The sequence below is a fragment of the Streptomyces sp. NPDC127038 genome (assembly GCF_042725875.1).
Taxonomy (GTDB): domain Bacteria; phylum Actinomycetota; class Actinomycetes; order Streptomycetales; family Streptomycetaceae; genus Streptomyces.
In genome coordinates, this window is sequence record NZ_JBHXDQ010000070.1 from 1 (window position 1) to 12,553 (window position 12,553).

Genomic DNA, 12,553 nt, shown 5'->3' on the forward strand with positions numbered 1-12,553 from the left:
CGCCCCCCTTGGGCTGGGCGCGGGGCCCCCAACCCGCTGGGGGGGGGGCCAAACACCGGGGGGGGGGGGGGCCGGTTCCCCGCCCCCCCACCCCACGCGCGGTACCGCTCGGCGCGACCCGGTTCGGGCCGCCGGCGGGCTACTTGGTGATGATCAGGGAGATGCCGTACGCCACCGCCGCGGCGCAGGCCGCGAAGCAGACGTAGGCGCCGGTGGCGGCCGCGACCGCGGAACCGCCCTGGGACGTCTCCTTCTTGGAGAGGCCGGCGACGCCGAGGGTGAAGAGGGCGACGAGGGCCACGGTCACTCCGAGGCTGACCCCGAAGACGGATCCGAGGGCTGACCAGTCGATGTTCATGCTGCTTTTCCTTCGGGTCTCAGGCCACGCGGGACTGGGCCGACGGGTTCACCGTGGGCTCGGCCGGAGCGGGGATGGTGGCCGTGAGGCCGTCGGCCACGGTGCCGGCCGGGGGAGGGGTGACGGCGGCGATGGCCTGCGTCACCACACCGGCGGGCTCCTCGTCGTTCACGTTGTTGTGGTCGATGACCTCGCGGCGCGAGCGGCGCCAGATCGCGAAGCTGGAGGCGACCAGGAAGACGGCGACGAGCGCGGTGCCCCAGGCGCCGAAACCGGTCACCCACTCGGCGAGGGCGCCGACCACGGCCGCGGCGGGCAGCGTGAGGACCCAGGCGACGGCCATGCGGGTGGCGGTGGACCAGCGGACCACACCGCCCTTGCGGCCGAGGCCCGCACCCATCACGGAACCGGAGACCGAGTGCGTGGTGGAGAGGGAGAAGCCGATGTGCGACGAGGCCAGGATGACCGTGGCCGCGCTGGTCTGGGCGGCGAAGCCCTGCTGCGGCTGGAGGTCGGTCAGGCCCTTGCCCATCGTGCGGATGATGCGCCAGCCGCCCAGGTAGGTGCCGAGCGCGATCGCGAGACCGGCGCTGAGGATGACCCAGACCGGCGGGTCGGAGTCGGGAGCGACGGCGCCACCGGCGACCAGGGCCAGGGTGATGATGCCCATCGTCTTCTGCGCGTCGTTGGTGCCGTGGGCCAGCGAGACCAGGCCCGCCGAGGCGATCTGGCCGGCGCGGTAGCCCTTCTTGGTGGCCTTCGTCTCGGCGTCGCCGCTGAGCTTGTACGAGAGCCGGGTGGCGACCATGGCGGCCAGACCGGCGACGATCGGGGCCGCGACGGCGGGCAGGAGCACCTTGCCGACCAGGACGTCCCCGTGCACCGCGCCGGTGCCCGCGGAGGCGATGGTGGCGCCGACCAGGCCGCCCATGAGGGCGTGCGAGGAGCTGGACGGGAGTCCGACGAGCCACGTCACCAGGTTCCAGAGGATCGCGCCGACGAGCGCCGCGAAGATCACCTCCGGCCGGATGCCCGCCTCGTCGACGAGACCTTTGGAGATCGTGTTGGCGACCTCGACGGAGAGGAACGCGCCGACAAGGTTGAGGACGGCGGACATGGCCACCGCGACCTTCGGCTTGAGTGCGCCGGTCGAGATGGTGGTGGCCATCGCGTTGGCGGTGTCGTGGAAACCGTTCGTGAAATCGAACACGAGAGCGGTGACGATCACGATTCCGAGGAGGAGCGTGATGTGTTCCATTTACCCAGGCTTCTGTTGGACGTCAGTGGCAGGTGGAACGTAGGCAACCTGGGTGAACGGAAGGTGAACTGAGTCGGGCGCCATGGTGTCTCGAATGGTGGAACGACCTTCCGCTTGTGTCGAGGGCGGATCCGACGGGTTCGAACGGATTCGGAATTCCGTGCTCCGCTTGGGGTCCGGGGCCCGGCTCTGGAGCGCGGGCTGACGGGGGTTTAGACGGCGAGATCCCCGTCACGCCCAGGCTGTAGCGGTCGTCACACCGTCGCGGGGCCCCGAGAGGGTGTCCGGCGAGGTGGGTCCGGGTGTGTGCGGGAATGTAGCGGGGTGACCACGGGGTGTGATCCGCGGCAAATGTCCGGCCGAGGCGGCGCCGGTGCCGCGATGGTGTGATGTGACTCAAATCACATACAACCATGGGTCCTTGGCGGACCGTATACGGCCCGAAGCCCGCCCGTACGAGGTGTCCGGAGGGCGGTGCCTGGCAGGATCGCGTCATGACTGAGCGGCACGGGGACGCACGCGACGGACACGAGCGGCGGCGGACGACGGGCGGGCCCGGCGAACCGCCCCCGGACGCCGGACCGGACGCCCTGCGACGGGCCTGGGACGAGCTGGTCGCGACGGCCCGCCGCACGGTCGCCGACGGCCTGGTCGTCGGCACCTCCGGCAACGTCTCGGTCCGCGTCGGCGACACCGTCCTCGTCACCCCCACGGGCGTGCCCTACGACCGGCTCGCACCCGACGACATCGTCGGCGTCGGCCTCGACGGCGGGCAGGTCCTCGGCACGCTGCGCCCGACCAGCGAACTGCCCATGCACCTCGCCGTGTACCGCGCGACGCGGGCGCGGGCGATCGTCCACACCCACGCGCCGCACGCGACGGCCGTCTCGCTCCTCGTCCCCGAACTCCCGCTCGTCCACTACATGGCGGCGGCCATGGGCGGCCCGGTCCGCGTCGCCCCCTACGCGGCCTACGGCACACCGGAACTGGCCGAGAACACGCTCCGGGCGCTGACCGGCCGCACCGCCTGCCTCCTGCGGAACCACGGCACCCTCGCCCACGGGGCCTCGCTCGACCAGGCGTACGACCGCACGGCCCAGCTGGAATGGATGTGCCGCGTCTGGCTCCTGGCCTCCTCGGTCCCCGGCCTCACGCCCGCCCTCCTCTCCCCGGAGCAGCTCACCGAGGCGGGAGAGCGCCTGAAGGGGTACGGCCAGCAGACCTGAGCCCCCGCCCCGGCGTCCCGGCCGCGCCGCTTCGGGCGGGGGAGGACCGGTGCGTCCGTGAGCCCCGTGAGCGCCCGGCCGTCACCCCTGGAGGCGCTCCCGCTGGCCGATGACCCGCTACCCCGGGAAACTGGTCGGGTGCGCACCCTAAGAGCCACGGCAGCGGCCGTCACCGTAGCCATAGCCGCGGGCGCGGCCTCCGTGGCGGCGGGCCGGTTCGCCAGCGACGCCGCGCTGAAGACGAGACCCGGCAAACCCCTGCCCACCGAACCCCGGCTCACCGTGCACGCCACGACGGCCGGCGGGATCACCCTCACCCGAGCCCTCGCCTCCCGGCGCCCCGGGACCTACGGCCTCGCCGGCGACGGCTCGCACGCGGTCGTCGGCCCGCTCCAGAACTCCGTGCCCCACACCGCCGACACCGTGGTCCGCACCCTGGAACGCGTCACGCACGGCTCCCTGGAGCCCGGCGACAAGGTGTGGCTCACCCCCAACCTGTACGTCGGCGACCCCGGGTCCGCGCTCGGACTCGAACACGCCGACGTCGACGTGCCCGGAGAACTCGGAGCCCTGCCCGCCTGGTTCGTGCCCGCGGTCCGCGACACCTGGGTCATCACCGTCCACGGCCTGGGCGCCACCCGGGAACACCCCATGAACCTGATGGGGTTCCTGAACGACCGGCACTTCCCCGTCCTCGACCTGGCCTACCGCGGCGACCTCGGGGCACCCCGCCCGCCGGACGGCCTGAACCACCTCGGCGAGACGGAGTGGCGCGACCTCGACGCGGCGATCCGCTACGCCGTGCGGTTCGGCGCCGAACGCGTCGTCCTCTACGGCTGGTCCACCGGCGCCACCATGGCCCTGCGCGCCGCCGCCCACTCCGCGCTGCGCGAGCGGATCTCCGGACTCGTCCTGGACTCGCCCGTCCTCGACTGGGAGACCACGCTGCGCGCCCTCGCCGGCGCCCGCCACACCCCGGGCTTCCTGCTGCCGCTCGCTGTCCGCGCGGCGCAGGGCCGCACCGGCGTCCGCGGAGACCGCATCGCGCACGCCGCGCACCCCGACCAGGTCAAGGTGCCCACCCTGCTGGTGCACGGCCCGGACGACCGCATTGCCCCCTGGGGCGCCTCCCGCCGCCTCGCCGCGAGCCGCCCCGACCTCGTCACCCTGCTCACCGTCCCCGACGCCCCGCACGGCGCCATGTGGAACGCGGGACCGGCGGCCTACGAAGAGGCACTGCGCCGCTTCCTCACCCCCCTCATGTAGCCCGCGGCACCCCACCGGACGCCGACCGCCACGGCCCGCGGGCCGACGCGGGGAACCCGCTTCCGGCCGGGGTCCCGGCCGCTCCGCCCGGCCCGCTTTCCCGCCTGCCGGGCACCCCGCCGGGGCCCCGCTCCCGCCGCCCCCGTGGCCTGCGAGGGCATTCCGTTTGGGTTTTCGGACTGTCAACCGCAAGACTGCACCCGTGACGTCCCGTAACCCGCGCGACTCCAGGCTCCGACTCGTCAGCCCGCGGTCCCTCGCGACCGCCCCCCGAGCGGTGACCCAGCGCCGCACCCGCCGCCCCGCACCGCGACCGCCGGAAGGCACACCGCCGCCGGCCGAACTCGCCCGCATGGCGCGCACCGGCCTGTCCGACGCGGCCCGCGTGGCCCGCTGGGCCGACGCCGCCCTGGGCCCGGGGCGCGACGGCGCGAACCCCGACGGCAAGGGCACCCTCTCCGACGCCACCGCCGAACGGGCCGCCGCGGACCTCGGACTGACCACCGTCCAGGTCCGCGCCGACTGGGACACCGCCCGCCTGGCCGGCCTCATCGAGGTGCACGGCGGCGACGCCCGCCCCGGCTGGCGACTGCGCGCCTGGAGCCGCGACGACAGCGCCGTCCTGCGCGGCTGGGTCGCCCTCTTCGACGCCTGGTCCCTCGCGTACCCCGAACCGGCGGACCGCGAGCCCGGGGCCGTCGCCGAGGTCGTCTCCGCGATGCCCCAGGTCCTCTCCTTCCTCCAGCTCTCCGCCGGGCCCGTCCCCGTGGAACAGCTGCTCGACCTCCTCGGGCAGCGGGTCACGGAGCTGCGCACCGAGCGCTGCGAGATCTCCTACGGCCCCGACCCCGCGACGGACCCCGCCCCGGAGCCCGCCGAGGTCCCGGACGCCCCCCTCGCCCCGCTCCTCGAATGGGCCCTGGAGGCCCTCGCCTCCGTCGGCGCGCTGACCCGCGACGAGGGACAGGCCACCCTCACCGCGCTCGGCAGCTGGGCGGTCTGGGTCAAGCTGGAGCAGATCTGCGTCGCCGCCCAGAGCCCCGCCGGGAACATCGAGCAGTCCGCCGAGGACATGCTCCGCGGCTGCGCCCAGCTCCGCCCCAACGCCGCCCGCGCCGAGTACCGGGCCTGGCTCGCCGCCCGCACGGTCGGCGGCGCCGTCACGGAACTGATCGCCGCGGCCCGCGGCGAGGACGCCCTCACCCGCGGCCTCGCCTTCGAGGCGCTGCGCGTGGTCGGCGCCCCCGCCGAACCGGATGTGCGCGCCGTGGTCGAGGAGACCCCGCTGCGCCCCTACGCCCTGCTCTGGCTCGCCGAGCACGACGGCTACGACCCCGAGGACGCCCACGAGGTCCTCACCCGCGCCGAGTCCACCTGGCTGTGGGTCGACACCGCGGCCGCCGTCGCCGACCACGGCGAGGCCCCGCTCCTCGTGCGCCATCTGGAGTCCGCGGTGCAGCCCACCGTGCCCGCGCTCCTCGACGAGGTGCGGGCGGTCGGGCACCCGCGCACGGTGCAGGTCCTGGTCGCGCTCGCCGCGGCCCACCCGGACCCGGCGCTCGCCAAGGCCGTACGCCGGGCCGCGTTCCAGGTGCACACCGGCGGAAGCTGACCGGACCGCCCGGCCGCCCGGAAGCGCGGCCGGCCGGGCCCCGGAGCTGCCCTACGCGCCTATCTCCGGGGCGTACGTGCCGAAGCTCCAGATGTTGCCCTCGAGATCGCGGGCCATGTAGTCCCGCGAGCCGTAGTCCTGGTCGGTCGGGGCCATCAGGATCTCCGCGCCGTGGTCCACGGCCCGCTGGTGGTGCGCGTCCACGTCGTCCACGACGATGTACACCCCGCACGGGCCCGCGCTCTTCATCGCCTCGTCGAAGCGGCCGCCGCGTCCCTTGGACCCGAGCATCACCGCGCCGTTGCCCTGCACCAGCTCGGCGTGCATCACCGAGCCGTCCTCACCCTCGTAGACGGCCAGCTCGGTGAAGCCGAAGGCCTCCGTGAGCTGCCTGATCGCCGCCTTCGCGTCCGCGTACAGCATCGAGGGGTAGATGCTCGGGCGCGCGCCGTTCGTGCCGGCCATACCGATCACTCCGTCCTGTGACGAACTCCCGGATTTCGATCCGCTGCCCAGTCTGGCACCGGCCACCGACAACGCCCCCGGCCCGGCGGCCCGGCTCACCGGAACGTGTTGCACTGCGCCATGTCACCGCTGGTGAACCCCTGGTAGAACCACTGCTGCCGCTGTTTCGCCGACCCGTGGGTCCAGGTCTCCGGCGTCACCCGGCTCTGGTACCTCGCCTGGATCCGGTCGTCGCCGACCGCCGCCGCCGCGTCGAGACCGTCATGGATGTCGGCGTCCGTCAGCGAGGTCAGCAACGGCCTGCCCGTCGACGAGGACGGGGTGGTGGTGGCGTGCCGCGCCCACACCCCCGCGTAGCAGTCGGCCTGGAGCTCCGTCCGCACCGAGTTGCTGTTCGCGCCGGTCACGCCGTCCTGCGCCCGGGCCAGCGTGCCCGTCAGGTTCTGCACGTGATGCCCGTACTCGTGCGCCACGACATAGGCCTGCGCGAACGGTCCGCCGCCGGAGCCGAACTTCGTCCGGAGGTCGTCGAAGAAGCCCAGGTCCAGATAGACCTTGCGGTCGGCCGGGCAGTAGAAGGGCCCGACGGCCGACGACGCGGTGCCGCACGCCGTGTTCACCCTGCCGGTGAAGAACACCGTCGGGGCGGGGCCGTAGGTGCCGCCCCGACGGGCGAACTCACGGGTCCAGTAGTCCTGGACGCTGTTGACCACGGCCACGGTCCGGCAGTCCTCCCGGGCGTTGGCGTCCCGTCCGGTCCGGCAGGTCCGCTGCACCTGCCCCAGGGAGGAGGCGGTCGCGCCGGGCTGGTCGCCGCCCGAGGAGAGCCCCAGCTGGTCGGGACCCACCCCGAAGAGCAGTCCGAGGATCAGGGCGACGAGACCGGCGACACCGCCGCCGATGGTCGCCCGGCCGCCCGGGACGCGACTGCCACGCCGGTCTTGCACCTCGGAGGTGTCCAGACCGGCGTCGTCGTCGAACTGCATGAGCACACCGCTTTCGTCGCTCCGTGGCGCCATCCTCGTACGCCCCGGGCACCCCGGCCCCGGCCCGCGGTCCGAACGGGCGACACCCGCCCGGGCACCCCGCCGGCCCCCGCGAGGGGGCGAGTGTCACAGTCCCGGACGCCCGCACACCGCAAAAGTGGTTGCACCGCCCCGTTAGACTTGGCCCATGGCCATTCTCCTCGCGCACTAGACGGCGGGAACGCCTCAGCCGCCCACCCCGCCTCCCATCCCGCTCTGGAGTCTGTCCGTGATCTCCGCCTCCGGTATCGAGCTGCGCGCCGGTGCCCGCATCCTCATCGAGTCCGCCACCTTCCGCATCACGAAGGGCGACCGCATCGGCCTGGTCGGCCGCAACGGCGCGGGCAAGACGACCCTGACCAAGGTCCTCGCGGGCGAGGGCCAGCCCGCGGGCGGAACCGTCGCCCGCTCCGGCGAGGTCGGCTACCTCCCGCAGGACCCGCGCACCGGCGACCTCGACGTCCTCGCCCGCGACCGCGTCCTGTCGGCCCGCGGCCTCGACGTCCTCATCCGCAAGATGCGCGAGAACGAGCAGCGGATCGCCAACGGCTCCGGCGCCACCCGCGAGAAGGCCATGCGGCAGTACGAGCGCCAGGAGACGGAGTTCCTGACCAAGGGCGGGTACTCCGCCGAGGCCGAGGCCGCGACCATCGCCGCCGCGCTCAACCTGCCCGACCGGGTGCTCGGACAGCCCCTGCACACGCTCTCGGGCGGTCAGCGCCGCCGTATCGAGCTGGCCCGCATCCTGTTCTCGGACGCCGACACCCTGCTGCTCGACGAGCCGACGAACCACCTCGACGCCGACTCCATCGTCTGGCTGCGCGACTACCTGAAGACCTACCGCGGCGGCTTCATCGTGATCTCCCACGACGTCGACCTGGTCGAGACGGTCGTGAACAAGGTGTTCTACCTCGACGCCAACCGCGCCACCATCGACGTCTACAACATGGGCTGGAAGCTCTACCAGCAGCAGCGCGAGGCCGACGAGAAGCGCCGCAAGCGCGAGCGCCAGAACGCCGAGAAGAAGGCCGCCGCGCTGAACGCGCAGGCCGACAAGATGCGCGCCAAGGCCACCAAGACGGTCGCCGCGCAGAACATGGCCAAGCGCGCGGACCGGCTGCTCTCCGGCCTGGAGTCCGTGCGGATCTCCGACAAGGTCGCCAAGCTGCGCTTCCCGGAGCCCGCGCCCTGCGGCAAGACCCCGCTCATGGCCGAGGGCCTGTCGAAGTCGTACGGATCCCTGGAGATCTTCACCGACGTCGACCTGGCCATCGACAAGGGCTCCCGGGTCGTCATCCTCGGTCTGAACGGCGCCGGCAAGACGACGCTGCTGCGGCTCCTCGGCGGTGCCGAGAAGCCCGACACCGGCGAGGTCGTCGAGGGCCACGGCCTGAAGCTCGGCTACTACGCGCAGGAGCACGAGACCCTCGACCCCGAGCGCACGGTCCTGGAGAACATGCGCTCCGCCGCCCCCGACCTGGACCTGGTCGAGGTCCGCAAGACCCTCGGCTCGTTCCTGTTCTCCGGCGACGACGTCGACAAGCCGGCCGGTGTGCTCTCCGGCGGCGAGAAGACCCGCCTCGCGCTCGCGACCCTCGTGGTCTCGTCCGCGAACGTCCTGCTGCTCGACGAGCCGACGAACAACCTCGACCCGGCCAGCCGCGAGGAGATCCTCGGCGCGCTGCGCACCTACAAGGGAGCCGTCGTCCTCGTCACCCACGACGAGGGTGCCGTCGAGGCGCTCCAGCCGGAGCGGATCATCCTGCTGCCGGACGGCGTCGAGGACCTGTGGGGCGCCGACTACGCCGACCTGGTGGCCCTCGCCTGAGCCCCGCGCGGCCTCCCGGAAGGGGCCCGCACCCCGTGATCGATTGGCTGATCCACTGCGTATGGATCATTCGGCCGATCCGTGATCCATCATCTGTGTGAGATCTCCTCGTACCGGGGTGTGTCGTACATCGATTTCACGGCCGAGTCCTTTGTTCCCAAGGGCTCGGCCGTTCTGCGTCGCTGACCAGGTACTTCGTGGAGGAACCCGTTCGGCCGCACCGGCGGCGCCACCCGGAATTCTTGATTCCACTCGTGGGGACGGACTCCTGTCGTCAAAACCTTGTCTTACGGACCTTGCCGAATGGGTGGCCATGACGCCCGAAAGGGGTGATCATGAGAGTCCAGAGCGCACTTCCCATGAGGAGGACCGGGTGGCCGAGACTCTGAAGAAGGGCAGCCGGGTTACCGGCGCCGCGCGCGACAAGCTCGCGGCAGACCTGAAGAAGAAGTACGACTCCGGTGCGAGCATCCGAGCGCTGGCCGAAGAGACCGGCCGCTCGTATGGCTTCGTGCACCGGATGCTCAGTGAGTCGGGTGTCACGCTCCGAGGGCGTGGCGGTGCGACGCGGGGCAAGAAGGCCGCCTCGGCCTGAGGCCGGGCGTCCCCATCGGCTTCGGTGGTGACCACCCGGTCGGTCGGGTGACCGACCGGGTGGTTACTGTGCAGTCACTTAGGTGCGTTCCTCGTGTCTTCGCGAGGCGCGCGTCTGATCCGACCGCACCCATCGGAGGCACCCCATGGCTTCGCTCGACAAGGATCTCGACCCCGTACTCGACCAGGACGGCGTACGGCTCACCGTCGACGGCGCGACCGCCACGGTGACGCTGACCAATCCGGCCAAGCGCAATGCCCAGAGTCCCGCTCTCTGGCGGGCCTTGACGCAGGCCGGGCGGTCACTGCCGGGCTCCGTCCGTGTGGTCGTGCTGCGGGCCGAGGGCCAGTCCTTCTCGGCGGGGCTCGACCGCCAGGCGTTCACGCCCGAGGGCTTCGACGGGGAACCGTCGTTCATCGACCTCGCGCGCGGCTCGGACGCCGAACTCGACGCGACCATCGCCGAGTACCAGGAGGCGTTCACCTGGTGGCGGCGCAGCGACATCGTGTCCATCGCCGCCGTGCAGGGGCACGCCATCGGTGCCGGGTTCCAGCTCGCGCTCGCCTGTGACCTGCGCGTCGTCGCCGACGACGTGCAGTTCGCCATGCGCGAGACCAGCCTCGGTCTGGTGCCGGACCTCACGGGGACGCACCCGCTCGTCGGCCTCGTCGGCTACGCCCGTGCGCTGGAGATCTGCGCCACGGGCCGCTTCGTCCTGGCCGAGGAGGCTGAGCGCACCGGGCTCGCCAACCTCGCCGTGCCCGCCGGTCAGCTCGACGCGGCGGTCGCCGACCTGTCCGCGGCGCTGCTGGCCGCGCCGCGGGACGCCGTGATCGAGACGAAGGCACTGCTGCGCGGGGCCCCGGAGCGGTCGTACGAGGAGCAGCGCACCGCCGAGCGGGCCGCCCAGGCCCGCAGGCTCCGCGACCTCGCGGGCGTCGGCGAATAGCCCGTCCGGGCGCGCACCCGCCCTCTCGCCCATGCCCGTTCGTGGCGGGAACCCGGTGCTGCCGGGTGACCGCCACGGTGCGCACCCGGTGCTGCCGGGTGCCCCGCCACGGTGCGGGCGCTCTCCCGGGTGCCGGTGCCCCGGGCGCCGGTAACCACGCATTCCGTCCCGGGCGCGCACCCGCCCCTTCGCCCACGCCCGTTGGTGGCGGGGCACCAGGGATCGCCGGGGGCCCGCCACGGTGCGCACCCGGTGTCGCCGGGTGACCGCCACGGTGCGGGCGCTCTCCCCGGTACCGGCGCCCCGGGCGCCGGGAACCACGCGTTCCGTCCCGGGCCCGTCACCGGGCGTCCGTCACCTTCCCGTCGGGCAAATGTCGGGGCTCGCGGTCGTCACGGACGTCACCAGTACCGCCACGGACGGGGTGTCCTGTGCGGTCTCGGTGACCGCGGTCCTGACCGCCCGTGCCACGTCCACCGCGCGCTCGTCCCCGGAGACCTCCAGCTCGACGCGGACATGACGGCGCGGCAGGGCGGGCTCCGTGGCCGGCGGCGCGCTCTCGACGTGGACCGGACGGCCCAGGGAGTCCGTCAGACGGGTGACCCCCGGGACGGCCAGAACCGCCGACGCGATCCGGGCCTCCTCGGGGTCCCTCGGCACGGGCGCCGCCTTCGCGTCACCGGCCGGTTGCGCCGCGGGCGCCTCGGCCCCGACCTCCTCCAGCAGGTCCGTCACCCGCAGGTCCACCTCGCCGACGTCGAGGCCGAGGAGCCGGGTCGCGGCGGACACCACGGTCAGCCGAAGCCGGGCCGCGACGGCCGGAAGGGGTTCGGCGCCCGGGGCCGTGGGATCCGCCGAGGCCCCGAACTCCGCGGTGACGCGCAGCGGACCGGGCGGCAGCGCGCTGGGCGGCGGCGGTACGGCGGGTGCGCCGGCCGACTCCGGGTCGGCGAGCGCGATCCGCAGCGCCCCGAGCCGTACCCCCGCGAGGCCCGCCGTCTCCCGCCGCAGCACCGACGCGGCCGCCTCCTCCGTGATCCATGCGCCGTCGAGCGCCAGACCCAGCGGCAGGAGCCTGCCGAGCCCGAGCTGCTGCCGTACCGCTTGCGTCCACCGGTCAGCCGTCATTGCTCCAGCCTGCCGCATCCACGGCGCGCGACCGCGCGACCCGACCTACTGTGAGCAGAGGAGGACGACCGAAAGGGACGTACGGCGATGACCGACATGACCGAGCGGAACCGGACGGACAGCCCCGACACCGAGAAGGAGCAGCAGCAGACCCGCAAGCCCACCAGGCGCGGCGGCGGTGACCCGGCCACCCGGGGACGGACCACGATCGCCGACGGTGTCGTGGAGAAGATCGCCGGGCTCGCCGCCCGGGACGTGGTCGGCGTCCACACGATGGGCAGCGGACTGAGCCGGACCTTCGGAGCGGTACGCGACCGGGTGCCGGGCGGTTCCACCAAGTCCGTGACCCGGGGTGTGAAGGCCGAGGTCGGCGAGCTCCAGACGGCGCTCGACCTGGAGATCGTCGTCGACTACGGCGTGTCGATCTCCGACGTCGCCCGCGCCGTGCGCGAGAACGTCATCTCCGCCGTCGAGCGCATGACAGGCCTCGAAGTGGTGGAGGTCAACATCGCGGTGAGTGATGTGAAGCTCCCCGATGAAGAGGACGAGGAGCCGGAGTCACGGCTCCAGTGACCCCGGGGCCACCGGAGGGCGCCGGGCTCCCCGGCCACCGCACCATGAGTGATCACGCGGCCACCGACTGCTGAGGAGAGCACCATGAGCTTGGCCGTGATCGGCATGATCGCCGGAATGGCGCTGGCCTTCGCCGGGTACTTCGGCGGATTCGGCGCCTTCCTCCTGGTGGCCGCCCTGGGGGCCGTCGGGTTCGTCGTCGGACGGTTCCTGGAGGGGGATCTGGACATCGGCGACTTCTTCCGCGCCCGTGACGACCGGCGGCGGTGA

The 12,553-nt window shown here is 73.1% G+C and carries 13 protein-coding genes; 8 read left to right on the forward strand and 5 right to left on the reverse strand.

Going from position 1 to position 12,553, the window contains the following annotated elements:
- Window positions 1-139: 139 nt before the first annotated feature.
- Together ACFWI4_RS33915 and ACFWI4_RS33920 are read right to left on the reverse strand one after the other, a co-directional pair.
- Window positions 140-358 (reverse strand): hypothetical protein, encoded by a 219-nt coding sequence (locus tag ACFWI4_RS33915; protein ID WP_385405459.1) that lies wholly within the window; start codon window positions 356-358, stop codon window positions 140-142.
- A gap of 19 nt (window positions 359-377) precedes the next feature.
- Complete coding sequence (locus ACFWI4_RS33920) at window positions 378-1,616, reverse strand: anion permease (RefSeq protein ID WP_387204270.1); 1,239 nt, start codon at window positions 1,614-1,616, stop codon at window positions 378-380.
- 494 nt (window positions 1,617-2,110) lie between these two features.
- On the opposite strand from ACFWI4_RS33920, the gene ACFWI4_RS33925 reads away from it, so the two are divergent.
- The 3 genes from ACFWI4_RS33925 (at window position 2,111) to ACFWI4_RS33935 (ending at window position 5,720) form a co-directional block, all read left to right on the forward strand.
- Complete coding sequence (locus ACFWI4_RS33925; RefSeq protein WP_387204273.1) at window positions 2,111-2,842, forward strand: class II aldolase/adducin family protein; 732 nt, start codon at window positions 2,111-2,113, stop codon at window positions 2,840-2,842.
- A gap of 138 nt (window positions 2,843-2,980) precedes the next feature.
- A complete protein-coding gene (locus ACFWI4_RS33930) occupies window positions 2,981-4,108 on the forward strand; it encodes an alpha/beta hydrolase family protein (RefSeq protein ID WP_387204275.1) in 1,128 nt (375 codons plus the stop codon).
- A gap of 202 nt (window positions 4,109-4,310) precedes the next feature.
- Window positions 4,311-5,720 (forward strand): hypothetical protein, encoded by a 1,410-nt coding sequence (locus tag ACFWI4_RS33935; RefSeq protein ID WP_387204278.1) that lies wholly within the window; start codon window positions 4,311-4,313, stop codon window positions 5,718-5,720.
- Between the two features lie 51 nt (window positions 5,721-5,771).
- Here the strand turns inward: ACFWI4_RS33935 and ACFWI4_RS33940 are convergent, their stop codons facing one another.
- Both ACFWI4_RS33940 and ACFWI4_RS33945 read right to left on the reverse strand, forming a co-directional pair.
- Window positions 5,772-6,185 (reverse strand): VOC family protein, encoded by a 414-nt coding sequence (locus ACFWI4_RS33940; RefSeq protein WP_385405447.1) that lies wholly within the window; start codon window positions 6,183-6,185, stop codon window positions 5,772-5,774.
- A 95-nt stretch (window positions 6,186-6,280) separates the two neighbouring features.
- The gene (locus ACFWI4_RS33945) at window positions 6,281-7,171 is read right to left on the reverse strand and encodes a neutral zinc metallopeptidase (RefSeq protein WP_387204281.1); all 891 of its coding nucleotides are present in this window, start codon (window positions 7,169-7,171) and stop codon (window positions 6,281-6,283) included.
- A gap of 268 nt (window positions 7,172-7,439) precedes the next feature.
- Between ACFWI4_RS33945 and ACFWI4_RS33950 the strand changes: the two genes are divergently transcribed.
- From ACFWI4_RS33950 to ACFWI4_RS33960, 3 genes are all read left to right on the forward strand, one after another.
- Complete coding sequence (locus ACFWI4_RS33950) at window positions 7,440-9,038, forward strand: ABC-F family ATP-binding cassette domain-containing protein (RefSeq protein WP_385405442.1); 1,599 nt, start codon at window positions 7,440-7,442, stop codon at window positions 9,036-9,038.
- Between the two features lie 373 nt (window positions 9,039-9,411).
- Entirely contained in the window at window positions 9,412-9,633 is a 222-nt protein-coding gene (locus tag ACFWI4_RS33955; RefSeq protein ID WP_006123601.1) for a helix-turn-helix domain-containing protein, read from the forward strand.
- A gap of 145 nt (window positions 9,634-9,778) precedes the next feature.
- Window positions 9,779-10,582, forward strand: coding sequence for an enoyl-CoA hydratase/isomerase family protein (locus ACFWI4_RS33960; protein ID WP_387204285.1), 804 nt, complete (start codon window positions 9,779-9,781; stop codon window positions 10,580-10,582).
- A 354-nt stretch (window positions 10,583-10,936) separates the two neighbouring features.
- Here ACFWI4_RS33960 and ACFWI4_RS33965 read toward each other — a convergent pair whose 3' ends face one another.
- Complete coding sequence (locus tag ACFWI4_RS33965; RefSeq protein ID WP_387204287.1) at window positions 10,937-11,710, reverse strand: nucleopolyhedrovirus P10 family protein; 774 nt, start codon at window positions 11,708-11,710, stop codon at window positions 10,937-10,939.
- A gap of 87 nt (window positions 11,711-11,797) precedes the next feature.
- Between ACFWI4_RS33965 and ACFWI4_RS33970 the strand changes: the two genes are divergently transcribed.
- On the forward strand, window positions 11,798-12,283 hold the full coding sequence (locus ACFWI4_RS33970; protein WP_385405435.1) for an Asp23/Gls24 family envelope stress response protein: 486 nt from the start codon (window positions 11,798-11,800) through the stop codon (window positions 12,281-12,283).
- A gap of 84 nt (window positions 12,284-12,367) precedes the next feature.
- On the forward strand, window positions 12,368-12,553 hold the full coding sequence (locus ACFWI4_RS33975) for a hypothetical protein (RefSeq protein ID WP_385405432.1): 186 nt from the start codon (window positions 12,368-12,370) through the stop codon (window positions 12,551-12,553).